The organism is Neisseria sp. P0009.S008, assembly GCF_051958615.1.
In the GTDB taxonomy this organism is placed as follows: domain Bacteria; phylum Pseudomonadota; class Gammaproteobacteria; order Burkholderiales; family Neisseriaceae; genus Neisseria; species Neisseria subflava.
On sequence record NZ_JBQCVG010000002.1, the window covers coordinates 43,135 to 69,387 of the forward strand.

Consider the following 26,253-nt stretch of genomic DNA (forward strand, 5'->3'; position numbering starts at 1 on the left):
CATGGCTAACAATTTTATAAAGGCTAAGGTTTTGCCGCCTCAATAAAAAGACGAATATTCACATCATAAATATTCGTCGGCTACTTGCCCAAACCGCCGATTCAAGACATAATCGGGAAATGTGCAGGAGAGTGTTACATCCAACTACAATGTAACCACCGAAGGCGCAGACACCCTTAAATCGCTCAGGTATCAGGGACTGCACATTGAAACAAACAATCTGGAGAGCGGCGTTGGAATAACGTCCACCGAAGGGGAGAAGGCCGTCTGGACCACCATTCAGACAACCGCGCAAAGCAGTGAGCAGACTGGTTTGCCATCATGCGGATACGGCCGAAAATCTCAGGTTCAAGGACAGATAGGGTCATCCGCGCATAGGTGCGCGGGCGGCATCTGAACAAAAAATCCGGAGAAATTTGAGAATGACTGCTCTGAAAACCACCCCATTTCATCAAGCCCATCAAGATGCAGGCGCGAAGCTGGTAGATTTTGCTGGCTGGGAGCTGCCCATCCATTATGGTTCACAAATCGCCGAACACGAAGCCGTGCGCACCGACGCAGGTATGTTCGACGTATCCCACATGCTCGTTACCGACGTCGCCGGAGCGAACGCCAAAGCCTTTTTCCGCAAATTGATTGCCAACGACGTTGCCAAACTCGCTTTCGTCGGCAAAGCCCTTTATTCCGCGCTGCTCAACGACAACGGCGGCGTGATTGACGACTTGATCGTTTACCGTACCAACGAAGCCGAAACCCAATACCGCATCGTGTCCAACGGCGCGACCCGTGAAAAAGATACCGCCCAGTTCCACAAAGTCGGACAAGAATTCGGCGTCGCCTTCAACCCGCGCTACGACCTCGGTATGCTTGCCGTACAAGGCCCTAAATCCATCGAAAAACTCCTGACCGTCAAACCTGAATGGGCGGATGTCGTCCACAACCTCAAACCGTTCCAAGGCGCGGATTTGGGCAACGACTGGTTTGTCGCCCGCACCGGCTACACCGGCGAAGACGGCGTTGAAGTCATCCTGCCCGACACCGAAGCCGTCGCATTCTTCAAAGCCCTGCAAGCAGCAGGCGTACAACCTTGCGGCCTTGGCGCACGCGACACCCTGCGCATGGAAGCCGGTATGAACCTCTACGGCAACGATATGGACGACGACACCAGCCCGCTCGAAGCAGGCATGGGTTGGACGGTTGACTTGAAAGACGAAAGCCGCGATTTCGTCGGTAAAGCCGCCTTGTTGGCATTGAAAGAAAAAGGCGTTGCCGTCAAACAGGTCGGCTTGTTGCTCGAAAAAGGCGGCATCCTACGCGCGCATATGGAAGTGTTAACCGACAAAGGCCAAGGCGAAACCACCAGCGGCGTATTCTCGCCCAGCCTGAAACAATCCATCGCCATTGCACGCGTACCGAAAGACTTTGACGGCGATACCGCCAAAGTGCTGATGCGCGGCAAAGAAGTGGACGTACGCGTACTGAAGCTGCCGTTTGTCCGCAACGGTCAAAAACAATTTGATTAATATCGGTTCAGACGGCCTTTATTTGTTAAGGGTCGTCTGAAAGCAGGTTTTAAGGAATTGTTGTTTCCTATGAAAGCAACCTTTGGCAGTTTATTGTTGTTATTGATGTTATCGGCTTGCGCTTCGTCTGCCGGCGAGCGCGGATTGATGTTTTTCGATACAGAGGGAAAATCCCGTACTACAACATTTATGAAAACCGTTGGCGGCAATGGAAAGATTGCCAGCGAGGTGATGATAGATGGGGAATATGCTCTTGATATTATCCGCATGAATGATGATTTGAGTATTGCCGTGCAAGATAATAAGGGTAGAAGCCGTGCTGCCGACCTGAAATCATTGTCGCAAGCGAAATCATTTACCCTGTTTGCGTTCAGCCGTTATGCAGGAACAGTTGAAGTGGATAAAGTATCGGCTGTTACAGGCATTTGTGCAGATTACCGCAGCAAAGGCCTGAAGGTTGCCGTTGCAGACAATATGAGTTCCAAACAAGGAATCGTTGTATTCCGCGCAAGCGGCGTAATGGCAAGTAACAAGCGCAAGATAAATGAAGCATATTTGGATTATTCTGCTTCCCCTAAACTTCCTTCCGCCCAAAAGCAAAAATTGGAACAAGATAAAAACAATATGATTGCCGTCCATTACGGACGCTTGGAAGAATTAATCGCACGAGGTATCTGCGCACGCTAAGCTGAGCAGATGCCGTCCGAAAATAACCCCCTATCAATGGAGTATCAAACCATGAGCAACATCCCAGCAGAACTGAAATACGTTGCCAGCCACGAATGGCTGCGCCTTGAAGAAGACGGCACCATCACCGTCGGCATTACCCATCACGCGCAAGAGCTGTTGGGCGACATCGTGTTTGTCGAGCTGCCTGAAGTCGGCGCAAACCTGGTTGCCGAAGAGCAAGCCGGTGTGGTTGAATCTGTAAAAGCCGCGTCCGACGTGTATGCGCCGATTGCAGGCGAAGTCGTCGCCGTCAACGAAGATTTGCCAAGCGCTCCGGAAACTGCCAACAGCGACCCTTACGGCGCAGGCTGGTTCTTCAAAATCAAGCCTGCCAACCCTGCCGATTACGACGGTCTGCTGACTGCCGAACAATACGCAGGCGAAGTAGCTTGATTTTTGCAAACATCCAAACAGGTTTTTCATCTGTTTGATATTGCAGGTCTTAGGTCGTCTGAAAAATGCTTTCAGACGGCCTTTGTTTCAATTTTTCCTCAGCAAACATGAATTACTGCGAATTTGTCGACACGCTTCCTGATGATACGGACAATCCCAACAAACATTATCACGACACGCAATACGGTTTTCCGATTGAGGACGACAATGAATTGTTTGAGCGGCTGGTGTTGGAAATCAATCAGGCAGGATTAAGCTGGACGCTGATGCTGAAGAAGCAGCAGGCATTTCAGACGGCATTTAAAGGTTTTGACATCGATACGGTTGCTGCATTTGACGAAGCCAATATTGAGCGACTGCTTGCCGATGCAGGCATCGTCCGCAACCGCCTGAAAATCAACGCAGCCATTTATAACGCGCGACAAATCAGACAAATACAGCAAGAATACGGCTCATTCAAAAACTGGCTGGATACTCACCATCCGCTCGACAAGACTGAATGGGTGAAGCTGTTTAAAAAACATTTCAAATTTGTCGGTGGCGAAATCGTCGGCGAATTTCTGATGAGTACCGGCTACCTGCCCGGCGCGCATGTGGCAACCTGTCCGGTTTATAGGGAAATATTGGCATGTCGTCCAAAGTGGGCGGAGGCCGTCTGAAACAACATCTGCAAGAAAAAACAGTGTTTATATCGATAACACCGAAGGAGTAGAAATGAAACTATCTGAATTGTTCAACCCGAACGAATTTGCCGCGCGCCATTTGAGTTTCGGCGACGAGGCTGCGCTTTTGGAGGCGCTCGGCGAGAAGAGTATGGACGATTTTGTCGGCAACACCGTGCCGCAAAGCATCCGTATGCCGTCCGAACTCGACCTGCCCGCAGCCCTGACCGAGGCGGACGCTTTGGCGAAGCTGAAAGCCATTGCGGCGAAAAACGTGATCAACAAGTCCTATATCGGCTTGGGCTATTACCCGACACGCGTGCCGAACGTGATTTTGCGCAACGTATTGGAAAACCCTGGTTGGTACACCGCCTACACCCCGTATCAAGCGGAAATTGCCCAAGGTCGTTTGGAAGCTTTGTTGAACTTCCAACAAGTGTGTATCGATTTGACCGGTTTCCCTGTGGCAGGCGCGTCTTTGTTGGACGAGGCAACTGCCGCCGCTGAAGCGATGGCGATGGCGCACCGCGTGGGCAAAGTGAAAACCGAGCGTTTCTTTGTGGATGCGCGCGTGTATCCGCAAACTTTGGACGTGATGAAAACCCGCGCCAAATATTTCGGCTTTGAACTGGTGGTCGGTGATTTTGCCCAAGCGGATGAAGGCGAATACTTCGGCGCGCTGCTCCAATACGTCGGCAAAGACGGCGACGTGCAAGACCTGCAGGACGTTATCGGCCGTCTGAAAGCAAAAGGCACAATCGTGGCCGTTGCCGCCGACATCATGAGCTTGGTCTTGCTGAAGTCTCCGGCTGAATTGGGCGCAGATATTGCTTTGGGCAACACCCAACGCTTCGGTGTGCCGATGGGATTCGGTGGTCCGCACGCTGCTTATTTCGCGTTTAAAGACGAGTTCAAACGTTCCGCTCCGGGCCGCATTATCGGCGTATCCAAAGACGCATCGGGTAAACCTGCCTTGCGTATGGCTTTGTCCACCCGTGAGCAACACATCCGCCGCGAAAAAGCGACATCCAATATTTGTACCGCACAGGCATTGCTGGCGAACTTGGCAGGTATGTACGCCGTTTACCACGGCCCTGAAGGCGTGAAACGCATTGCCAACCGCATTCACGCGCTGGCTTCCGCCTTTGCCGATGCGCTGGTTTCAGACGGCCTGAATGTGGTTCACAAAGTCTTCTTCGATACCGTTACCGTTGATTTCGGCAGCAAAGAGAAAGCAGACCAAGTATTTGCCGCTGCTTTGGAGTCGGGTTACAACCTGCGCCGCGTCAACGACACTCAAGTTGCGGCTGCGTTCCATGAAACGTCGGCATACGAAGATTTGGTCGATTTGTACCGCGCGTTTACCGGCAAAGATACGTTCACATTTGCCGATGATGTCAAAGGCCGTCTGAACGCCGAATTGCTGCGTCAGGACGACATTCTGCAACATCCTGTGTTCAACAGTTACCACACCGAACACGAAATGTTGCGCTACCTGAAAAAACTCGAAGACCGCGATTTGGCGATGAACCGCAGCATGATTTCATTGGGCAGCTGCACCATGAAACTCAACGCGACTGCGGAAATGCTGCCGATTACTTGGGCTGAGTTCACCGACATCCACCCTTACGCTCCCGAAGCGCAAACCGCCGGCTACCGCGAATTGCTCGCCGATATGGAAAACAGCCTGAAAGCCATCACCGGCTTTGACGCGATTTCCTTCCAGCCCAACTCCGGCGCACAGGGCGAATACAGCGGTATGCTCTCCATACGCCGTTACCAAGAAGCCAATGGCGAGGGACACCGCAACATCTGTCTGATTCCAAAATCAGCCCACGGTACCAACCCTGCGACTGCGGCCATGCTGGGCTTGAAAGTCGTCGTTGTCGACACTGACGAACACGGCAACGTCAACATTGACGATTTAAAAGCCAAAGCCGAGCAACACCGCGACGCATTGTCCGCCATCATGATTACCTATCCGTCCACCCACGGCGTGTACGAAGAAGGCATCCGCGACATCTGCCGCATTATTCACGAAAACGGCGGACAGGTTTACATGGACGGCGCCAACCTCAACGCCCAAATCGGCATCATGCAGCCTGCCGAAGTCGGTGCGGACGTGTTGCACATGAACCTGCACAAAACCTTCTGTATCCCTCACGGCGGCGGCGGCCCGGGCATAGGTCCGATTGGCTTGAAGGCCCATTTGGCTCCGTTCGCACCAGGCCATGTGGTGACTGATATGCACAATGCCAGTGCCGATCAAACTGCCGTGGCTGCCGCAGCATATGGTTCTGCGTCCATCCTGCCGATTACTTGGATGTACCTGACCATGATGGGCAAACAAGGCATGGAGCAGGCGACACGCTGGGCATTGCTCAACGCCAACTACGTTGCAAAACGTCTGAGCGAAGACTATCCGATTCTGTATACAGGCAAAAACGGCCGTGTCGCGCACGAATGTATCGTCGATTTGCGTCCGCTTAAAGCCGAAAGCGGCATCACCGAAACCGACATCGCCAAACGCCTGATGGACTACGGCTTCCACGCGCCGACGGTTTCCTTCCCTGTTGCCGGTACGCTGATGATTGAGCCGACCGAGAGCGAAAGCAAAGCCGAACTCGACCGCTTCATCGCCGCCCTGAAACAAATCAAACAGGAAGTGCTGAAAGTCGAGCGCGGCGAATGGCCAAAAGAAGACAATCCGCTGGTCAACGCTCCGCACACTGCATCAGACGTAACCGGCGAATGGACGCATCCTTACTCCCGCGAAGAAGCCGTCTTCCCATTGCCGTTTGTCCGCGAACACAAATTCTGGCCGAGCGTGAAACGGGTAGATGAAGTGTATGGCGACCGCAATCTGATTTGCTCCTGCTTGCCGATTGACGCATACGAAGATTAAGCCTGAATAGGTTTAAAATTGAACAGGCCGTCTGAAAATGAAAATAGTTTTCAGACGGCCTTTTGTTTGTTAAGATATTTCGCCCGAGAACATATATTTGTTTTTGGCAAAACAACAGATAAGGCATTCGGAAAGATAGACGGCGAATGCCTTTGCTTGCGGATAAAACCAAACGGCTTTCCATAACGATAAGCAAAAGGCCGTCTGAAAAACAGGAGAATACGATGGACGAACTTTTTATTCAAACGCTGACGATTGCCGGCTCAGATTCCGGAGGCGGCGCGGGCATACAGGCGGATTTGAAGACGTTTCAGATGCGCGGCGTGTTCGGTACCAGCGTACTGACAGCGGTTACCGCACAAAATACTTTGGGCGTATCGGCAGTGCATCCGATACCGACCGACATAATTGCCGCGCAAATTGCCGCGATTCAGGAGGATTTTCAAATCCGCGCTTATAAAATCGGCATGCTGGGTACGGCGGAAATCATCGAATGCGTGGCGGAACAAACCGCCGAATGCGACTTCGGTAAACGCGTATTGGATCCGGTCATGATTGCTAAAGGCGGTGCGCCGTTGTTGGAAAATTCAGCCGTCGAAGCCATGAAACGCCTGCTGTTGCCGCATACGGACGTATTGACCCCCAATCTGCCCGAAGCGCAGGCATTGACGGGTATCAATATTGAAAACCGCCAAGATGCGGAACGCGCCGCCAAAACTCTTCAGGATTGGGGTGTGAAAAATGTGGTGATTAAGGGCGGCCATCTTGCCGACAGCCAAAGCGAATATTGCACCGACTGGCTGTTTACGCCATACGAGACCATCGAGCTGAACAGCAAACGTTTCCCAACGCCGCATACGCATGGCACGGGCTGCACGTTTTCCGCCTGTATTACTGCCGAGTTGGCAAAAGGGTTTAGCGTGCCTGAGGCGGTTCAAACGGCAAAAAACTATATTGCCGCCGCCATTTCCCATCCTTTGGGCATCGGGGCAGGGCACGGGCCGGTCAATCATTGGGCGTATCGGGACGAATGATGCGTTTAGTCCGATTGTAATTGATTGTATTTTTCAGACGGCCTGACTAGGTTTATCACTTGAAATTGTTTACAATATCGGATTAATGCTTTTACGGATAAAAAAGACACCATGCAAGTTACCTCAAAATGGATAGACGGAATGTGCTTCGTCGGCACGACGGCAAACGGACACAGCGTCGTAATGGAAGGCGCGGCGGCTGAAGGCGAAGTCAAATGCGGCCCCAGCCCGATGGAAATGCTGCTGTTGGGTGTAGCAGGCTGCTCCAGCATTGATGTCGTGATGATTGCCGAGAAACAACGCCAAAAAATCACCGACTGCCGTGCCGAAGTGACTGCCAAACGCGCCGACACCGCGCCGCGCGTGTTTACCGAAATTCATATCCACTTCAAAGTGTATGGTCGGAATTTACAAGAAAGCGCGATTGAACGCGCCGTACAGATGTCCGCCGAAAAATATTGCTCCGCATCGATTATGCTGGGCAAAGCGGCAAAAATGAGCCACAGCTTCGAAATCGTCGAAGCAGAATAGGGCGGTTTTCAAGGAAAAAGCCGGAGCGTGAAACGGCTGCCCACAAAAAAAGCAGATATATTCACGCATTAACATGAATATATCTGCTTGCTTTTTATTCCTTTTTCTTCTCTCTCTATCAGCCTTTATAACTTGGCTTGTTGATCTCATTGTGCAAGTTTCGTTTAACATTGTCAACAATTTTTAATTATATTTTAAACAACCTCGGAAGATGCTGGTTTGTAAACGCTTGCGCCTTAATACGGATACTGGGGAAACATTATGGATTACGAAAATAATACCAACGTTGCGCCTGCAACTTCATCGCTTATTTTGGAAGAGCGTCATGATTCCGAACTCTTCCGCGTGTACGCATTGATTTTGGACGGCATTACCGACCATCTGCTGTTGCCGGGCAAAAAACTGACCGAGTCTGAGCTTTGCCGACAAATGGTTTGCTCGCGCAATACCGTGCGTGGCGCATTGTCGCTTTTAGCGCACGACAAAATCGTCGATTTGCAGCCCAACCGCGGCGCATTTGTCCATGTGCCGGACTTGAAAGAAATGAAAGACGTGTTCAACACGCGTATCGAAATGGAAAGCATGATTTTGAGCGTCCTCATCGATATGCCTGATTTGGAAACGCGTCTGCAACCGCTTTACGCCATGATTGAGCAAGAGGGCGCAGCCTCCGAAAGCGGCGACCGCGTGGGTTGGAACCGCCTGTCCAATGCCTTCCATGTCGAATTGGCGCGGCTGTTGGATAATAATGTCTTGTTTGAAATCATGAATACCTTGTGCGCGCGCTCTTCATTGATTGTGGCCGTTTCCGATCCGCTTCGCAAAGAAAAGCGCAACATCGATTCCAATTCGCACCATGAACACCGAGAAATCCTCGATTTGTTGCTGGCAGGCAAGCGCAACCGTGTGACCAAAGTCATGCGCCGCCACTTGGGTGCGTGTATGGAACGCTTGGAACAGAAACTCGAGATGTAATCGGTTTGACAATAACAAGGCCGTCTGAAATATTCAGACGGCCATTGGTTTATCCCTATAAAACGAAACACCATGAAACCCAAAATCCAAAGACACGAACATATCCTCACCCTTGTCCGCGAACATAACTTTATGACGGTGGAAGAATTGGCGGCAAATTTGGATGTGACGCCACAAACCATACGCCGCGATGTGCAAGAGTTAAGCGAGACCGGACAGCTCAAACGCTATCACGGCGGCGCATCTTTGGGCGACGTTTCAGTTGTAACGGCAGGGCAGGAGCGGCGCAACCATCAGCAGCAGGAAAAAAACGCCATTGCCCGACTGATTGCTTCCACCATTCCCGACAATGCCTCGCTGTTTATCAGCATCGGCACCACCATGGAAGCCGTTGCCGCCGAGTTGGTCAGACAGCGTAAAAACCTGCGGATTATCACCAACAATATTTACGCCGCCTCCATCACTGCGGCACGTACCGACTACACGGTCATCATCGCTTCCGGGGTGGTCCGCCCCTTGGACGGTGGTATTACCGGCGTGGCGACCGTCGATTTCATCAACCAATTCAAAGTCGACTATGCCATCATGAGTACCCACGGCATAGAAAACGACGGCTCGCTTTTGGATGACGATTACAAGGAAGTCAGCGTGATGCAGGCGATGGTGAACAATGCCCGCGTGCGCTATCTTGGCGTCGATCACAGCAAATTCAACAGCAATGCCTTGGTCAGACTGGGCGATATCGGTGCATTCGATAAGCTGTTTACCAACCGCCCACCATCCGCCGCCATGCAGAAAACCCTAAACGAGCGCGGCGTGGCGTGGCAGGTTGCCGACCCTGTATCAAAGTAGCCAAGTCGGGTACAATTGAGCCATCATTCCATTCCTTTCAGACGGCCTGATTGAATGCTCAGGCCGTCTGAAAACAGAAAATCATTTTCCCATCAAAGAAATATTATGTTGAATAAAGACCAATTCGCGGACAACCATTTCATCCGCACCATTATCGAAGAAGACCTCAAAAGCGGTAAACATACAGCCATCCAAACCCGTTTCCCGCCCGAACCCAACGGCTATCTGCACATCGGCCACGCCAAATCCATCTGCCTGAACTTCGGTTTGGCGTATATTTACGACGGCCTGTGCAACCTGCGTTTCGACGATACCAACCCCGAAAAAGAAAACGACGAATACGTCAACGCCATCAAAGAAGATGTCGAGTGGCTCGGTTTCCATTGGGCGGGCGAGCCGCGTTTCGCTTCCAATTATTTCGACCAGCTTTACGACTACGCCGTCGGCTTAATCAAAGACGGCAAAGCGTATGTGGATGATTTGACGCCCGAAGAAATGCGCGAATACCGCGGCACGCTGACCGAAGCGGGTAAAAACAGCCCTTACCGCGACCGCAGTATCGAAGAAAACCTCGACCTGTTCACGCGCATGAAAAACGGCGAATTCCCCGACGGCAGCAAAACCCTGCGCCTGAAAATCGACATGGCATCAGGCAACATCAATATGCGCGACCCCGTCATCTACCGCATCCGCCGCGCCCATCACCACAACACCGGCGACAAATGGTGCATCTACCCGATGTACGACTACACGCACTGCATTTCCGATGCCATCGAAGGCATCACGCATTCCTTGTGTACGCTCGAATTTGAAGCCCACCGCCCGCTGTACGACTGGGTGTTGGACAACATCCCCGCGCCTCACGCCACCCGCCCGCGCCAATACGAGTTTTCACGTTTGGAGCTTTTGTATTCCATCACGTCCAAACGCAAGCTGAACCAACTGGTTTCAGACGGCCACGTTGCCGGCTGGGACGATCCGCGGATGCCCACCATTTCCGGTATGCGCCGCCGCGGCTACACGCCCGAAGGCCTGCGCCTGTTTGCCAAACGTGCCGGCATTTCCAAATCTGAAAACATCGTCGATATGAGCGTGTTGGAAGGCGCGATTCGCGAAGAGCTGGAAAACTCCGCCCCGCGCATGATGGCCGTGTTGAATCCGATTAAAGTAACGCTTACCAACTACGATGCCGCCCGTACCGAAAGCCGCATCGCGCCGTATCACCCGAACCGCGAAGACATGGGCAGCCGCGAACTGCCGATTTCGTCCACGCTCTACATCGAAGCCGACGATTTCAGCGAAAACCCGCCCAAAGGCTGGAAACGCCTCACGCCCGGCGGCGAAGTGCGCCTGCGCCACAGCTATGTGATGAAGTGCGACGAAGTGGTGAAAGACGCTGCCGGCAACATCGTCGAACTCAAATGCAGCTTGGATTACGACACCTTGGGCAAAAATCCCGAAGGCCGCAAAGTGAAAGGCGTGATTCACTGGCTCTCAGCCGAACACGCCGTGCCCGTTACCGTGCGGCTGTACGACCGCCTCTTTACCGTTGAGCGTCCCGATGCCGTGCGCGGCGAAGACGGCGAATACCTGCCGTTTACCGATTTCCTCAACCCCGAATCGGCCAGAGAAATCACCGCCTACGCCGAACCCGCAGCCAAAAACCTGCCCGCCGAAAGCCGCTGGCAGTTCGAGCGACTGGGCTATTTCGTGACCGACCGCAAAGACCACCGCCCCGGGCAACCCGTGTTCAACCGCACGGTCACGCTGAAAGATTCTTGGCAGCCCAAGTAATCTGTTTGCAGCAGCTGCACTGAAAGGCCGTCTGAAAACTTGAATTTCGGTTTTCAGACGGCCATTTGTTGATAAAGGATTGAGATGGAACGTTATTCCGTACATTTTAAACTGCTGGGGATGGCGGTGTTGTGGGGTGCGTCTTGGCCGATGGGGCGGATGCTGGGGCAGTCGCTTCCGCCGCTGACGGGCGGGGCGGTTCGGTTTGTGCTGGCTTCGGTTTTGTTGTTGGGCTGGTTGTTTGCGCGCAGCAGGTTTGCGACTTTGGCGGCTTTGTCGGTGCGGCAATGGCTGGGTTTGACGGTGGCCGCTTCCGTCGGGGTGTGCGGCTATGCGGTGTTTTTTATGCTGGGTTTGCAAGCGATGCCGGCGGGTAAGGCGGCGGTAGTCGTGGCGGTGAATCCCGTGCTGACGCTGCTGCTGGCGGCTTGGCTTTTCGGCGAACGTTTAAATGCGAAGATTTTGGCGGGTATGCTGCTGGCGGTCAGCGGTGCCATTGTGGCGGTCACACAGGGGCAGCCGTTGACGGTGTTGTCGGGCGGCATCAAGGCGGGGGAGTGGCTGATTTTCGGCTGTGTGGTCTGCTGGGCGGCTTATACTTTAATCGGACGTGCGGTTTTGCGCGGGATAGACGCGCTGACGATAACGGCGGCAACGTCGTTCATCGGCGCGCTGATGTTGTCAGTGGTGGCGTTGTGGGTCGATGGATTGCCGTTTGATGCAATGGCGGCGATGGGTGCACGCGGTTGGACTGCCTTGGCGTGGTTGGTCATCGGCGCGACGGTATTGGCCTACGCGTGGTATTTCGAAGGCGTGAAGACTTTGGGTGCAGGCAGCGCGGCGGCGTATATTACGCTGGTGCCGATTTTCGGTATGCTGTCTTCGGCGTGGGTTTTGGGCGAACCGCTGCATATTTCGCTGGTTGCAGGTTGTGCAGCGGCAGTCGGCGGCATGACGCTGATGCGGTACGGGCAGAAGGCTGTCTGAAGTTGGGCAAATACTCGGATTTTTGATAATAAGATTGCGGTTGCCACGTTACTTCCAGCCGTAATCTTATTGAAGGATAAGACTAAGTTACGGCCTTAGTGTTCGATTTAAAAATTTGACACCCTGCCTCCAACTGCCTAAAATTCAACTTTCTCAAAAATCTACCGTATCCTGCGGCACGATTTCATACTTTCAGACGGCCTTTGTGCCATCTCTCTGATACCATTCAAAATATATCAATACTATGCACGTTTCAGAACTCCAAACCCTCCACATTTCCAAACTCTTGGAAATGGCAGAAGAACATGGCATTGAAAACGCCAACCGTTTCCGCAAACAAGACCTCGTTTTTGCCATCGTCCGCCAGATGATGAAGCAGAATGTCAGCTTTACCTGTTCCGGTACACTCGAAATCCTGCCTGACGGCTTCGGTTTTTTGCGCAGCGCAGATACTTCCTACCTTGCCGGTCCTGACGATATTTATGTTTCGCCCACGCAAATCCGCCGCTTCAATCTGCACACCGGCGACACCATCGAAGGCAGCGTGCGCGTGCCTAAAGACAATGAGCGTTATTTTGCGCTTGTCCGTCTAGACACCATCAACGGCGATCAGCCTGAAGTCTGCAAACACAAAATCCTTTTTGAAAACCTCACGCCTTTATTCCCAACAGAACAATTCAAACTCGAGCGCGACATCAAAGCGGAAGAGAATTTGACCGGCCGCGCCATCGACTTGGTTTCCCCAATCGGTAAAGGCCAACGTGCATTGTTGGTTGCCCCTCCTAAAACCGGTAAAACCGTGATGTTGCAAAACATTGCTCATGCCATTACCGCCAATTATCCCGATGTCGAGCTGATTGTCCTGTTGATTGACGAACGTCCGGAAGAGGTTACCGAAATGAGTCGTTCTGTACGCGGCGAAGTGGTTTCCTCTACGTTTGACGAACCTGCGCAACGTCATGTACAAGTGGCCGAGATGGTGATTGAAAAAGCCAAACGCATGGTCGAACACAAAAAAGATGTGGTAATTCTACTGGATTCGATTACCCGTTTGGCACGCGCCTACAATACCGTTGTGCCGACTTCGGGCAAAATTCTGACCGGTGGTGTCGATGCCAACGCTTTGCACCGTCCGAAACGCTTCTTCGGTGCAGCGCGTAATGTGGAAGAGGGCGGTTCGCTTACCATTATTGCGACGGCACTTGTTGAAACCGGCAGCCGCATGGACGACGTGATTTACGAAGAGTTCAAAGGCACGGGCAATATGGAATTGCACCTTGACCGCCGCATGGCAGAAAAACGCTTGTTCCCGGCCATCAGCATCAACAAATCCGGTACGCGCCGCGAAGAATTGCTGGTGCCGAACGATCAGTTGCAACGTATGTGGCTCTTGCGCAAATTCCTGCATCCTATGGACGAAATCGAAGCGACCGAGTTTTTGGTGGGCAAACTCAAAGACTCTAAAAACAATGACGATTTCTTTGAATTGATGCGCGGTAAATAAGCATAAGGCCGTCTGAATATGTTTCAGACGGCCTTTACTTTGTTTGAGGAACCTTTATGACCATCCGAATGAATTGGCAAAACTTATTGTCCACCCAACGCTTCCGTACCAAAAACGGCGAAATCGTGCCGACCGTTACCCCTTCGACTCAGGAAGGTGCCGATGCTTTGCGTACGGATTTTCACATCGACTACGACCGGGTTGTTTTTTCCGGAGCCTTCCGTCGCCTTGGCCGTAAAACGCAAGTGCATCCGCTGGCACAACATGACTTGACGCACAACCGCCTGACGCACAGCGTTGAAGTTGCCAGCGTGGGCAGGAGCTTGGGTAACCGCGTGGGCGTGATGTTGCACAACGGCGGTTTTCTGCCGCAGGGCAATACGCCCAGCGATATTGGTGCCGTGGTGCAGGTTGCCTGTTTGGCGCATGATTTGGGCAATCCGCCATTTGGCCATACCGGCGAGGATGCTTTGCGTGATTGGTTCAGACGGCCTGAACATCAAATTTATCTGAACGCATTAAACGAAGCGGAACGCAACGATATTCAAACTTATGAAGGCAATGCGCATAGCCTGCGTATCGTTGCCAGCCTTGAAATGTATCCGGAAGCGGGCGGAATGCGCCTGACTGCGGCAGCCATCGGCGCATTATTGAAGTATCCGTGGACAACGCAACATCCGAACGGCAGAAAGAAATTCAATATTTATCAAACAGAGTTGCCATTTATCCGTCAAGTTGCCGACGAATTGGGGCTGGTTTCCGCAGGAGTAGACAGCTGGGCGCGCCATCCTTTGTCTTATTTGATGGAGGCTGCCGATGATATTTGCTATGCCTTGCTGGACTTGGAAGATGCCGTCGAATTGGATTTGCTCACGGATACGGAAGTGGAGAGTATCTTGTCCGAGCTGACCTTTGCCGAAAGCGCATGGCACGCCAGCTCCAGCCGTCAGCGTTGCGCCATGTTGCGCGGCATTGCGATTGGTAAGGCGATTGATGATGTCGCGCAAACTTTTATGCTGCATCAGTCCGATTTGTTGGACGGAACATTCAAAGGCAAAGACTTGCTTGCCCTGTGTAGCCCACAAGTGCAAAACACTTTGGCGAAAGCGAAAGAATTGGCGCAAACACGGATTTTCCGCCATCACACCAAGCTCTTGACCGAGATCGCCACTTTCCCGTGCTTAGGCTCCATCTTGGATTTACTCGTCCCTGCCTCGTATGCCCTGATTGCTGAAAAACAGTTGGCAACACGTCAGTCTTTGGCGTTGGAATTATTGAAAAAGTACAATCCGATTCTTCCTGAAGACAGTCTGTATCAGGCCTATATGAAAATTTTGGATTTTGTCGGCGGTATGACCGATAACTCCGCCGCTAAAATGGCGCAGGATTTGTCAGGAGTAGGGATTTTACGTTAATTTTATATTTTTTAATTTCAATCAGTTAATTGAAAATATAAAAAATATCTGCGAAAAGAGTAGACAGGTTTCGGCAAAGCCTATATTATTCGATCTTCTTGATTCACAACGCACTAGCGAAGTGATAAGGATGCACCCGTAGCTCAGTTGGATAGAGTATCTGGCTACGAACCAGAGGGTCGGGCGTTCGAATCGCTCCGGGTGCGCCACAAGATTTATCCGCGCCCATCGTCTAGCGGTTAGGACATCGCCCTTTCACGGCGGTAACCGGGGTTCGATTCCCCGTGGGCGTGCCAGTTTTCAAAAAAACGCAATCTGTTTCGGATTGCGTTTTTTTATTGTATTTGCTGTGTATGTTTTATGGCCGTCTGAAACGCTCAGTAAATCCAAAGGCAGAAGTGTGTAAAATAAATTGCTCAGGCTTTTTGTTGTCTATATGCGCTTTTCAATCTCATTTTACCATTGTCAAAACCCAATTTATTGACAACAGTATTCATCTTAAAAATTCCCAAACCTGAATTTACATGATTTCATATTTATAATTTATTGATTTTAGGAAATAAAAATATTTATTTGAACTTTTCTTAAAAAATGCCGTCTGAGATAAAGACAAGACGGAATATCTCTGTTAATGTGTAAATGTCAGCCGGCGTTTGCCGGTTTTTTATTGAAACCATTTGGGAGTCAATTATGAATATGAATGTTAAATTAATCGTTCCTGCCGTTTTGGCGGCTGTTGCCCTGACTGCATGTAGCAGCGGTTCTAAAGCCAAACCTGAAACCAAAGCTGCGCCTACTGCGCAACAACAAACTCAAGCCCAAGCTCAACAAGCTCAAGCTCCAGTACCTAATACTTTGAAAGTAGACTCTATCGACGGTACTAAAGAAGTTCACTACAAATGCGGTAAAGACGGCAAAGAGCCTCTGAGCGTAATGTACGGCTTCAAAGGCAACGAAGTTGTTGCCGCTCAAGTAAAATACAAAGGTCAATTAACTGAAAACCTGTTCCGTATCACTGACAGCAGCAAAGATGTAAACGCATTCTGGGGCGGTAATGTTGCTTGGGTTGCTGAAGCAGCCACTGCAGCCAACGTAGACAAAGTTGACGGCAACATGCTGACTATCCGTGGTACTACCGAAGTAAACGGCAAACAAGAAGTAGTTGATCAAATCGTTACCCGCTTCTGCGCATTGGACAAAGGCGCGAAAGCTGCCGCTAAACCTGCTGCTAAAAAAGTGAAAAAATAATCTTTTACCGACAGCTTTAAACGCTGGGTAAAATAAAACAGGCCGTCTGAAAAGTTTTCAGACGGCCTGTTCTTTTGAGCGGTTTAACCTAAGAACCAGAATTTCAATGCCCACAACACGGCAACAATCCATACCATAGGTGGTACGTCTTGGGTGCGGTTGCACAAGAGTTTGATGAGTGCGTAGCTGATAAAGCCGAACGCAATACCGTCGGCAATCGAGTAGGTAAACGGCATGAAGACGATGGTCAGGAATGCCGGCGCGGCTTCGGTCATGTCGTCCCAATCGATTTCGCGCGCGCTGCGCAACATTTGTGCGCCAACATAGAGCAGGGCGGGTGCGGTAGCGAATGCAGGAATGCTTTGAACCAGCGGGGAGAAAATCAGACAGGCCAGCATCAGTACGCCGACAGTAACGGCAGTCAGGCCGGTACGGCCGCCGGCAGAAACGCCTGCCGCGCTTTCAACGTAAGGGGTAGTGGAAGAAGTACCCAAGGCGGCGCCTGCGATAATGGCGGTAGAGTCGGCAAGCAGGGCGCGTTTCAAACGCGGCAGTTTGCCGTCTTGCAACAGGCCTGCGCGGTGGGAAACACCGACCAATGTGCCGGTAGAGTCAAACAGGTCAACCAGGAAGAATACAAAAATCACGCTGACCATGCTGACGGTGAACAAGCCTTTAAAGTCCATCTGCATGAAGGTTGGCGCAATGCTCGGAACTTCGCCGACCACACCTTTGAACTCGCTCAAGCCCAAGATGGTGGAGATGGCGGTCAGCGTCAGAATGGTAATGATGATGGAGCCTTTAACGCGGAAGTGGCCAAGTGCAACCACCATGACAAAGCCTGCCATTGCCAGCAGGGCGGTAGGCTGGTGGATGTCGCCCAATCCGACTAATGTGGCAGGATTGGCCACAATCACGCCTGCTCCTTTGAGCGCAATCAATGCCAAGAAGAGGCCGATGCCTGCGGCAATCGACATTTTCAAGCCCATAGGCAGGGCGTTGACCAGCATTTCGCGCACTTTAAAGAAGCTGAAAAGGATGAAAATAATACCGGAGATGAAAACGGCACTCAAAGCCACACGCCAGTCCACGCCCATGCCTTTGACGACGGCAAAAGTAAAGTAAGCGTTCAAACCCATGCCCGGAGCGAGGGCGATCGGGTAGTTGCCGACAAAACCCATCACGAAGCAGCCGATGGCAGAGGCGATACAGGTGGCAACAAATACTGCGCCCATATCCATTCCGGTTTCGCCCAAAATCAGGGGATTGACGATGATGATGTAGCACATGGCAAGGAAGGTTGTCACGCCGGCCATAATTTCCGTGCGGACGTTGGTCTGATTGGCGTTGAGGTTGAACAATCTTTCCAAAACGCTTTGATTTGAAGAACTCATTCGAGATATTCCTTTGGGGAAAGCCGTTTAAGGACGGCATCATCGGGTTTAATTGCCGGAAGCTCGGATTTTGGCCTTAACTTCTCAACAGATAAGGGAATTTTCGGGCGGTATTATACTGAAAAGCCTTTTGTTCGGGTAATAAAAATACATGAATCAGATAATGCCGGGCCGAACCAAGATAAAGGCCGTCTGAACAGTTTCAGACGGCCTTTGTTTGTGTGTGCTTATACCGGTTTGCCTTTCAAGGAGAAGGTGTAGGCTTCGGTGATTTCCAAATCGATCATTTGGTTGATCATGTCGGGTGTGCCGGTAAAGTTGACCACGCGGTTGTTGGCGGTACGTGCTTGCAGTTGGTCAGGGTCTTTTTTGGAGATACCTTCAACCAAGCAGCGTTGAACCGTGCCGATCATGGTTTGGTTGATGCGCGCGGTTTCGGCTTCGATGACTTCGTTCAAAGCTTCGAGGCGGCGCACTTTTTCTTCATGCGGCGTGTCGTCGTGCAAGTTGGCGGCAGGCGTGCCAGGGCGCGGACTGTAAATAAAGACGAAGCTCAAGTCGAAGGCGATGTCTTTGACCAGTTTCAAGGTTTGCTCGAACTCGCGCTCGGTCTCGCCCGGGAAGCCGACGATAAAGTCGGAGCTGAGGCACAAATCAGGACGGATGGCACGCAGTTTGCGGATGATGGATTTGTATTCCAAGGCGGTGTAGCCGCGTTTCATCGCGCTCAATACGCGGTCGGAACCACTTTGAATCGGCAGGTGCAGGTGGGAAACTAGCTTCGGCAGGTCGCGGTAGCACTCGATAATCGCGTCGGTAAATTCGCGCGGATGGCTGGTGGTAAAGCGCAGGCGTTCGATGCCGGGGATTTCGTGGACGATGCGCAACAAAGTGGCAAAGTCGCAAATTTCGCCGTTTTCCATTTCGCCGCGATAGGCATTGACGTTTTGGCCTAAGAGGTTGATTTCTTTAACGCCTTGTTGCGCCAAACCGGCAATCTCGGTCAATACGTCGTTGAGCGGGCGGGAGAATTCTTCACCGCGGGTGTAAGGGACGACGCAGTAAGAGCAGTATTTGGAACAGCCTTCCATAATGGAAATGAAAGCCGAGCCGCCTTCTACGCGCGCAGGCGGCAGGTGGTCGAATTTCTCGATTTCAGGGAAGGAAATATCGATTTGCGAGAGACCGGTGGTTTCTTTATCGACGATGAGTTTGGGCAGGCGGTGCAGCGTTTGTGGGCCGAAAACCACATCCACATACGGAGCGCGTTTGACGATGTTTTCGCCTTCTTGAGAGGCAACGCAGCCGGCAACGCCGATGATGAGGTCGGGATTTTTTTCTTTGAGCGGACGTACGCGGCCCAAGTCGGAGAAGACTTTCTCTTGCGCTTTTTCACGCACGGAGCAGGTGTTGAACAAGATGATGTCGGCGTCGTCAGGTTGGGTGACCTGTTCGATGCCGCCGTGTTCTTCGGCGAGGACGGACAGCATTTTTTCGCTGTCGTACTCGTTCATTTGGCACCCGAAGGTGCGGATAAATACTTTTTTCATGGTTTGTTTTGATTGGCTTGCTTGTTGTAAAAGGGTTCAGACGGCCTGTGAAATACTCGGGCCGTCTGAAAAATTATTCTTCCGCCTTTTTCTGCTTTTTAGCGTGTTCGATGAACCTGTCGGCTTCGGCGTCGGTCAGAATCCAGATTTCGCGGACGAGGCGGCTTTCTTCGTTGTATTTGAATGCAACGGCTTTGCCGGTTTGATTCAGCAGGCGGCCCATCGGAATAAAACGGTCGTTTTCATCGTGGATTTTGGTGAAGCGGGTGATTTGCAGTTTGGCTGCATTGCCGTCCACAATGCCCAAGGTCAGCAGGCGCGTCCAAGAAAAACCGCCTTTGCTGACTTTCAGATAAGGCAAATCGACAGTCTTTAAAACGGCCACATCCATATCGTCGGGCAGGCTGCGTTGTGCATGGACGAGGGAGGACACCAAAAGGGCGAGGCTAAGTATGAATCCGCGTAACATGATGCTTTTCTTTTATTGTTTCAATAGGTCGCGGATTATAGCACAAGCAGGAAAAATGTGGATAGAGTGTTTGTTTTTAAAGAATAATTTTGATTTTGCGCCCGATTCTTATTTTGAAGCTTGGGCCGTCTGAAAAGGATTTGGTGTTAAAATGGCACCGATTCGATTTTCAGACGACCTCTTACGAAAGAATTGACCATGAACCGTAATGAAAGCTTGTTCAACCGCGCTAAAGCCATTATTCCCGGCGGCGTGAACTCTCCTGTACGCGCATTCGGCAGCGTCGGCGGCGTGCCGCGCTTCATCAAAAAGGCAGAAGGCGCGTATGTTTGGGACGAAAATGGCACGCGTTATACCGACTATGTCGGCTCTTGGGGCCCTGCGATTGTCGGCCATGCCCATCCTGAAGTCATTGAAGCCGTGTGCGAAGCAGCATTGGGCGGTTTGTCGTTCGGTGCGCCAACTGAAGGTGAAATCGTCATCGCCGAAGAAATCGCCAAAATCATGCCGTCCGTTGAGCAGCTGCGACTTGTCAGCTCCGGTACGGAAGCAACGATGACCGCCATCCGTTTGGCACGCGGTTTTACCGGCCGCGACAAAATAATCAAGTTTGAAGGCTGCTACCATGGTCATTCCGACAGTTTGCTGGTTAAAGCAGGCAGCGGTCTGCTGACGTTTGGCAACCCTTCTTCTGCAGGCGTGCCTGCCGACTTTACCAAACACACTTTGGTACTCGAATACAACAATATCGCCCAACTGGAAGAAGCCTTTGCCCAAAGCGGCAATGACATTGCCTGCGTGATTTTGGAGCCTTTTGTCGGCAATATGAATCTGGTTAGGCCGTCTGAAGCCTTTGTCAAAGCCTTACGCGAATTGACTGAAAAACACGGTGCCGTATTGATTTACGACGAAGTGATGACCGGCTTCCGCGTGGCGCTGGGCGGCGCGCAATCTTTGCACGGCATCAAACCTGATTTGACCACCATGGGCAAAGTGATCGGCGGCGGTATGCCTTTGGCGGCGTTCGGCGGCCGTAAAGATATTATGGAATGTATTTCCCCGTTGGGCGGCGTGTATCAGGCAGGTACATTGTCCGGCAATCCGATTGCGGTTGCGGCCGGTTTGAAAACGCTGGAAATCATTCAGCGCGAAGGCTTCTATGAAAACCTGACTGCCTTGACCCAACGCCTTGCCAACGGTATTGCCGACGCGGCTAAAGCACATGGTATTGAATTTACGGCGGACAGCGTGGGCGGCATGTTTGGTTTGTATTTTGCCAGCCATACGCCGCAAAACTATGCCGATATGGCGCGTTCCAATATCGACGGTTTCAAACATTTTTTCCACGGTATGCTCGACCGCAATGTCACATTCGGCCCGTCAGCTTATGAAGCCGGTTTTGTTTCCGCCGCGCATACGCCTGAGCTGATTGACGAAACCATTGCTGTGGCACACGAAGTGTTCAAAGAAATGGCAAAATAAAAGCTGAAGCTGTCATGTGAAAAAAGGCCGTCTGAAAAATATTCAGACGGCCTTTCGCTATTTTAAATAAATGCTTGATTATGCTTCTTCGGCTTTGCTGCGGATAATCAGCAGAGGCAGGTGGCTTTGACGCATGACGGTTTCGGCGAAGCTGCCCATCAGCAGGTGCATCAGGCCGGTACGGCCGTGTGTGCCGAGTACCAAAAGGTCTGCGCCGTTGTTGTCGGCGTAGTCAACCAAGTCTTGCGCCATTTCGCGCGCGCCTTTGTTGGCAACCAACAGGTGTTTCACGATGTTTTCAACGCCGCATTCACGCGCTGTTTTTTCTGCGAAATCCAAAACTTCGTTACCTTGAGCCACTGCGGCGGCTTCATAGCTTTCGTGTTGCAGGAATTCAGGAGCCAAAGCCATATATTCGGCAGGGTTGGCAACGTGAACCAAAGTCAGTTGAGCTTTGTTGAGGCTTGCCAGTTCGGCGGCGTGTTTCAATGCATTGAGGGAAGTCTCGCTACCGTCAACGGCTACAACCAGATGTTTGTACATATTTATTCTCCTTTTGCGCCGAGTAGCGGCACTTTCGTTTAATATGAAATCAGAACTTGTCTGAATGTGAAACGATTATAAACTCTTTCGGGCGGGTACAACAGCCCATCTGCTTTCAAGTATAATATCGGTCCGATTCGCCTGTGGCGTTTTTCATTAATTTATTGATATATCACAAGGTTACTTATGCAGGACGCCGCTTTTCTTTCTTCGCGCCGCTTTGGCGGCATTGCCAGACTTTACGGAGATGAAGCACTGGCGCGCTTTTCGCGTGCGCATGTGTGCGTGGTCGGCGTCGGCGGCGTCGGCTCGTGGGCGGTGGAGGCTTTAGCGAGGAGCGGTATCGGTCGTTTAACGCTGATTGATTTGGACAACGTTGCCGAGTCCAATATCAACCGCCAGTTGCACGCTTTGACCGATGATTTCGGTAAGGCAAAAGTTACCGCTTTGCGCGAACGCATTGCCCAAATCAATCCGCAATGCGAAGTGACGGAAATCGAAGATTTTGTTACCGAAGACAATCTGGACGAGTTTTTCAGACGGCCTTTTGACTTCGTTATCGACGCCATCGACCAAATCCGTGTCAAAGCGGCGATGGCGGCGTATTTCGTGCAACATAAACAACCGTTTATTATCAGCGGCGGCGCGGGCGGACAGAAAAATCCGGCTTTAATCCAAACCGCCGATTTGAGCCGCGTTACCCACGATCCGCTGCTTTCCAACTTGCGCTACACCTTGCGTAAACGCTACGGCTTCAGCCGCGATACCAAAGAAAAAATGCGCGTGCCTTGCGTTTATTCAACCGAGAATATTACGCCGCCGCAATCCGGCGAAGCGTGTTCGACCGATGCTGCGCCGCAAGGTTTGTCTTGCGCGGGCTATGGCGCGAGTATGCTGGTGACGGCTTCGTTTGGGCTGTATTGTGCGCAGGCGGCGGTGGAGCATATCGCGGGGCGGAAGTGAGGGGTAGGGGAAGATGGTTAAGAGCCGATTTTTTAAAGCCTATTTTATCAGTAGCCTGATTTATGCGGTTGTCTTCGGTTTGCTGATGTACGGTGTCGATCCGATGTTTCTCGATGTGATGGAATGCAATACGCTGCCGGGCGATTATTTATGTGTGCAAAGCGGTTATGACCGCCCATTCACCACTTTTCTTTATCCGTTTCTGTCCGTCGTGATATTCAGTCTTTTGCACGCCGGTATTATGAAATGGCTCAACCGCCGTTCGGTTAAAATGATTTGGTTTTTGGTCGGCTGCGAAAGTTTGCTGCTGTTGGCTTTGATCGTGGCGATGCTTGCGAGGGATGGTTTTATGTTTTCCCGCGATATCGGCTCAGTACTGACAGGTACAGTTTTCGCCAGCCTGCCGCTGTTGGGTATGTCCTTGGCCCAGACCTTTGCTGTCGCTATTGTTTCTTTGCAAATCAATCGTAAAAAACGTTGATTTTTATATTTAAAACGGGTTGTCCTTGTTTCAGACGGCCTTTTGTTGATGAAACTTCTTATTAAACTTAAAAAGAAAAAGACCCTTTAACCATGCCTTCAGAACACCTTATTTCTTCCACTGCCGCAACGCCGTCTGAACATACCGTTGCGTGGGTGTTCGGTCAGCCTGTCACCGATGTGCCGCAGGATTTGTTTATTCCGCCTGATGCGTTGAAGGTGGTATTGAGCAGCTTCCAAGGGCCGTTGGATTTGTTGCTGTACCTCATCCGCAAGCAAAATATCGATGTCCTCGATATTCCGATGGTGAAGATTACCGAGCAGTATCTGCACTATATTGCCCAAATGGAAGCGTACCAGTTTGATTTGGCGGCGGAATATCTGCTGATGGCGGCGATGTTGATTGAAATTAAATCGCGCCTGCTGTTGCCGCGTCCTGAAGAAGTTGAGGATGAAGAGGTGGATCCGCGTGCCGAGTTGGTGCGCCGTCTGTTGGCTTACGAACAGATGAAACTGGCGGCTCAGGGCTTGGATGCGTTGCCGCGTGCCGGGCGTGATTTTGCTTGGGCGTATTTGCCGTTGGAAATTGCGGTCGAAGCGAAGTTGCCGGAAGTGTACGTTGCCGATTTGACGCAGGCTTGGTTGGGTATTTTGTCGCGTGCCAAGCATACGCGCAGTCATGAAGTGGTGCGGGAAACCATTTCCGTGCGCGCGCAGATGACGGCGATTTTGCGTCGCTTGAACGAAAGCGGTATCAGCAAGTTTAGCGATTTATTTAAGCCGGAGCAGGGTGCGACATATGTGGTGGTCAATTTTATTGCATTGCTGGAATTGGCTAAAGAAGGCTTGGTGCGTATCGTGCAGCCTGAAAATTATGGTGAAATCGAAATCAGCCTGAAAGACGGTTTGGAAACAAACGAAGCTGAAATGCTTTCAGACGGCCTTGAAGCCGATGAAACCGATAACGAGAATTTGAATAAAGAGAACTAAAATGGATTCGACGACAAGTCATAACAAAGCTTCTTTATGGGCGGTGGGCTTAATGTTGTTTGCCCTGTTTTTTGGGGCGGGGAACCTGATTTTTCCTGCTTTTTTGGGACAGCAGGCCGGTGAAAACTGGCTTTCGGCCATGTTTGGCTTTTTGCTGACAGGGGCGGGTTTGCCATTATTAGGCGTGATTGCCGTCGGCTATTCCGGCTCGCGCGATGTGGAGGCATTGGCTTCCCGTGTTGCGCCTTGGTACGGCGTGACTTTTGCCACTGCGCTTTATCTGGCAATCGGCCCTTTGTTTGCCATGCCGCGTACGGCGACAGTGTCTTTTGAAACCGCGATTTCCCCTTTCATTGACGAATCTTGGAAAAACATCGCATTGGCCGTATTCAGCTTGGTGTTTTTCGGCATGACTTATTGGCTGTCGATTTCTCCGGGGAAGCTGGTTGACCGTATCGGTAAAATCCTCACGCCTGTTTTGTTGTTATCAATTGCGATATTGGTCGGCTATGCCGCCATTAATCCGATGGGTGTGCCGCAGGCGGCGCAAGGCGATTTTGCTTCTTATCCGTTGGTTAAAGGCATTTTGGAAGGCTACGGCACCATGGACGCGCTGGCTTCGCTGGTGTTTGCCATTATCGTCATTGATGCCGTTCGCGCCATGGGCGTGGACAACCGCGCGGACTTGCTGAAGACCACGACGATTTCGGGCGTGTTGGCGGCTTCTTGTTTGGCAGTGGTTTACCTGTTTATCGGCTATATGGGCGCGACAGGTGTGGCCGGTATCGGCTTGCAGGAAAACGGCGCGTCGGTTTTGTCTAAAACTGCACAACACTATTTCGGTACGGCCGGTATTGTGCTGCTGGGCGTTATGGTGCTGCTTGCCTGTCTGAGCACGGCGGTTGGCTTGATTACTTCATGCGCCGAATATTTCAACCGTCTCTGCCCGGGTATTTCTTATAAAGCCTTTGTGATACTGAATACTGTGGTGTCTATCCTGCTGGCCAACAAAGGCCTGTCAGCGATTTTGCAGTTTTCCATCCCTATGTTGATGCTGTTGTATCCGCTGACCATCGTCATCATTCTGCTGGCTTTGACGGATAAATTGTTTGGCGGCGGCCGTATTGTTTATTTCTGCACCATGATGGCGGCCCTTTTGGTCGGTTTGCTCGATGCCTATAAGGCCGCGTTTGGATTTAATGCCGACACCGCTGCTGCCATCGAGCGCGCATTGCCGTTTTACAATATCGGTTTAGGGTGGGTTGTTCCCTCTTTAGCCTGCTTTATACTCGGCTGCATTTTGAATGCGGCGTTGAAGAAAAAAGCATGATGACAAACAGGCCGTCTGAAATGTTCAGACGGCCTGTTTATTTCGCCAACTACGCAAACGACAGATGATTTTTTTAAAGAAATCCGTTATAATTGAAAAGTTAAGGCTTTGCGAAATACCGTTTCGCAGATGCAACATATTGAGAAGATTTATTTCCACAAATCCCGTTTTTTCAGCAAACGACTTGAACTGAAGGCGGATTTCGTGGTATAAATCGCGTTTTACTATTTTAGAAGTTTGGAGACTAACCATGGCACGAGTTTGCAAAGTGACCGGTAAGCGCCCGATGTCTGGCAATAACGTATCACACGCCAACAACAAAACCAAACGTCGTTTTTTGCCTAACTTGCAATCACGTCGTTTCTGGGTAGAAAGTGAAAACCGCTGGGTTCGCCTGCGCGTTTCTAACGCTGCATTGCGCACCATCGATAAAGTAGGCATTGATGTCGTATTGGCTGATTTGCGTGCTCGCGGCGAAGCTTAATTTAAACACCATTAAT

Annotated in this window: 24 protein-coding genes, 2 tRNA genes and 1 riboswitch; of the genes, 22 read left to right on the plus strand and 4 right to left on the minus strand. The window is 51.2% G+C overall.

Translation table 11 applies throughout. The annotated features are described in order from the left end of the window. Positions 1-114 precede the first annotated feature (114 nt). Positions 115-212, plus strand: a riboswitch (glycine riboswitch). A 210-nt stretch (positions 213-422) separates the two neighbouring features. The 16 genes from gcvT (at position 423) to ACTHSQ_RS02120 (ending at position 16,552) form a co-directional block, all read left to right on the plus strand. Next, positions 423-1,523 (plus strand): glycine cleavage system aminomethyltransferase GcvT, encoded by a 1,101-nt coding sequence (gene gcvT, locus ACTHSQ_RS02045; RefSeq protein ID WP_440371191.1) that lies wholly within the window; start codon positions 423-425, stop codon positions 1,521-1,523. Positions 1,524-1,670: 147 nt separating this feature from the next. Then, on the plus strand, positions 1,671-2,210 hold the full coding sequence (locus ACTHSQ_RS02050) for a hypothetical protein (protein ID WP_152332595.1): 540 nt from the start codon (positions 1,671-1,673) through the stop codon (positions 2,208-2,210). 36 nt (positions 2,211-2,246) lie between these two features. Then, positions 2,247-2,645 (plus strand): glycine cleavage system protein GcvH, encoded by a 399-nt coding sequence (gcvH, locus tag ACTHSQ_RS02055; protein WP_036472705.1) that lies wholly within the window; start codon positions 2,247-2,249, stop codon positions 2,643-2,645. Between the two features lie 107 nt (positions 2,646-2,752). Further along, positions 2,753-3,304, plus strand: a complete 552-nt coding sequence (locus ACTHSQ_RS02060; RefSeq protein WP_440371192.1) for a DNA-3-methyladenine glycosylase I — start codon at positions 2,753-2,755, stop codon at positions 3,302-3,304. 55 nt (positions 3,305-3,359) lie between these two features. After that, on the plus strand, positions 3,360-6,212 hold the full coding sequence (gcvP, locus tag ACTHSQ_RS02065) for an aminomethyl-transferring glycine dehydrogenase (RefSeq protein WP_440371193.1): 2,853 nt from the start codon (positions 3,360-3,362) through the stop codon (positions 6,210-6,212). A gap of 224 nt (positions 6,213-6,436) precedes the next feature. Continuing rightward, complete coding sequence (gene thiD, locus ACTHSQ_RS02070) at positions 6,437-7,246, plus strand: bifunctional hydroxymethylpyrimidine kinase/phosphomethylpyrimidine kinase (protein WP_049348120.1); 810 nt, start codon at positions 6,437-6,439, stop codon at positions 7,244-7,246. A 111-nt stretch (positions 7,247-7,357) separates the two neighbouring features. Then, positions 7,358-7,777 (plus strand): OsmC family protein, encoded by a 420-nt coding sequence (locus ACTHSQ_RS02075; RefSeq protein WP_440371194.1) that lies wholly within the window; start codon positions 7,358-7,360, stop codon positions 7,775-7,777. A gap of 261 nt (positions 7,778-8,038) precedes the next feature. Beyond that, positions 8,039-8,752: a GntR family transcriptional regulator gene (locus tag ACTHSQ_RS02080; RefSeq protein WP_070589703.1), complete on the plus strand. Its 714-nt coding sequence runs from the start codon at positions 8,039-8,041 to the stop codon at positions 8,750-8,752. A gap of 72 nt (positions 8,753-8,824) precedes the next feature. After that, positions 8,825-9,604: a DeoR/GlpR family DNA-binding transcription regulator gene (locus ACTHSQ_RS02085; protein WP_440371195.1), complete on the plus strand. Its 780-nt coding sequence runs from the start codon at positions 8,825-8,827 to the stop codon at positions 9,602-9,604. A gap of 105 nt (positions 9,605-9,709) precedes the next feature. Further along, on the plus strand, positions 9,710-11,398 hold the full coding sequence (locus ACTHSQ_RS02090; protein ID WP_440371196.1) for a glutamine--tRNA ligase/YqeY domain fusion protein: 1,689 nt from the start codon (positions 9,710-9,712) through the stop codon (positions 11,396-11,398). Between the two features lie 84 nt (positions 11,399-11,482). Further along, positions 11,483-12,385: a DMT family transporter gene (locus tag ACTHSQ_RS02095; RefSeq protein WP_440371197.1), complete on the plus strand. Its 903-nt coding sequence runs from the start codon at positions 11,483-11,485 to the stop codon at positions 12,383-12,385. A gap of 244 nt (positions 12,386-12,629) precedes the next feature. After that, complete coding sequence (gene rho, locus ACTHSQ_RS02100) at positions 12,630-13,889, plus strand: transcription termination factor Rho (RefSeq protein WP_003680905.1); 1,260 nt, start codon at positions 12,630-12,632, stop codon at positions 13,887-13,889. A gap of 56 nt (positions 13,890-13,945) precedes the next feature. Next, on the plus strand, positions 13,946-15,304 hold the full coding sequence (locus ACTHSQ_RS02105) for a deoxyguanosinetriphosphate triphosphohydrolase (protein ID WP_440371198.1): 1,359 nt from the start codon (positions 13,946-13,948) through the stop codon (positions 15,302-15,304). Between the two features lie 132 nt (positions 15,305-15,436). Next, positions 15,437-15,513 (plus strand) — tRNA-Arg (locus ACTHSQ_RS02110). A 12-nt stretch (positions 15,514-15,525) separates the two neighbouring features. After that, positions 15,526-15,600, plus strand: a tRNA-Glu gene (locus tag ACTHSQ_RS02115). A gap of 394 nt (positions 15,601-15,994) precedes the next feature. Continuing rightward, a complete protein-coding gene (locus tag ACTHSQ_RS02120; protein WP_036472682.1) occupies positions 15,995-16,552 on the plus strand; it encodes a hypothetical protein in 558 nt (185 codons plus the stop codon). A gap of 83 nt (positions 16,553-16,635) precedes the next feature. Here the strand turns inward: ACTHSQ_RS02120 and ACTHSQ_RS02125 are convergent, their stop codons facing one another. The 3 genes from ACTHSQ_RS02125 to ACTHSQ_RS02135 all read right to left on the minus strand — a co-directional run bounded on the left by ACTHSQ_RS02125 (position 16,636) and on the right by ACTHSQ_RS02135 (position 19,965). Beyond that, positions 16,636-17,946: an NCS2 family permease gene (locus ACTHSQ_RS02125; protein WP_049329030.1), complete on the minus strand. Its 1,311-nt coding sequence runs from the start codon at positions 17,944-17,946 to the stop codon at positions 16,636-16,638. A gap of 227 nt (positions 17,947-18,173) precedes the next feature. Continuing rightward, entirely contained in the window at positions 18,174-19,496 is a 1,323-nt protein-coding gene (gene miaB, locus ACTHSQ_RS02130) for a tRNA (N6-isopentenyl adenosine(37)-C2)-methylthiotransferase MiaB (protein WP_003684389.1), read from the minus strand. A 73-nt stretch (positions 19,497-19,569) separates the two neighbouring features. Continuing rightward, positions 19,570-19,965 (minus strand): hypothetical protein, encoded by a 396-nt coding sequence (locus ACTHSQ_RS02135; RefSeq protein WP_440371199.1) that lies wholly within the window; start codon positions 19,963-19,965, stop codon positions 19,570-19,572. Positions 19,966-20,163: 198 nt separating this feature from the next. Between ACTHSQ_RS02135 and hemL the strand changes: the two genes are divergently transcribed. Then, on the plus strand, positions 20,164-21,447 hold the full coding sequence (hemL, locus tag ACTHSQ_RS02140) for a glutamate-1-semialdehyde 2,1-aminomutase (RefSeq protein ID WP_440371200.1): 1,284 nt from the start codon (positions 20,164-20,166) through the stop codon (positions 21,445-21,447). Between the two features lie 78 nt (positions 21,448-21,525). On the opposite strand, the gene ACTHSQ_RS02145 is transcribed toward hemL, so the two are convergent. Next, complete coding sequence (locus ACTHSQ_RS02145; protein ID WP_254321038.1) at positions 21,526-21,990, minus strand: universal stress protein; 465 nt, start codon at positions 21,988-21,990, stop codon at positions 21,526-21,528. 186 nt (positions 21,991-22,176) lie between these two features. Between ACTHSQ_RS02145 and ACTHSQ_RS02150 the strand changes: the two genes are divergently transcribed. From ACTHSQ_RS02150 to rpmB, 5 genes are all read left to right on the plus strand, one after another. Next, positions 22,177-22,953, plus strand: coding sequence for a tRNA threonylcarbamoyladenosine dehydratase (locus ACTHSQ_RS02150; RefSeq protein ID WP_440371201.1), 777 nt, complete (start codon positions 22,177-22,179; stop codon positions 22,951-22,953). 13 nt (positions 22,954-22,966) lie between these two features. After that, complete coding sequence (locus ACTHSQ_RS02155; RefSeq protein ID WP_440371202.1) at positions 22,967-23,434, plus strand: hypothetical protein; 468 nt, start codon at positions 22,967-22,969, stop codon at positions 23,432-23,434. A gap of 92 nt (positions 23,435-23,526) precedes the next feature. Further along, entirely contained in the window at positions 23,527-24,423 is an 897-nt protein-coding gene (locus ACTHSQ_RS02160) for a segregation and condensation protein A (RefSeq protein ID WP_440371203.1), read from the plus strand. A 1-nt stretch (position 24,424) separates the two neighbouring features. Beyond that, positions 24,425-25,753 carry a branched-chain amino acid transport system II carrier protein gene (gene brnQ, locus ACTHSQ_RS02165; RefSeq protein WP_440371204.1) on the plus strand — a complete coding sequence of 443 codons (1,329 nt, stop codon included), beginning with the start codon at positions 24,425-24,427 and terminating at the stop codon, positions 25,751-25,753. 250 nt (positions 25,754-26,003) lie between these two features. Next, entirely contained in the window at positions 26,004-26,237 is a 234-nt protein-coding gene (gene rpmB / locus ACTHSQ_RS02170) for a 50S ribosomal protein L28 (RefSeq protein ID WP_002216391.1), read from the plus strand. Positions 26,238-26,253: the final 16 nt, after the last annotated feature.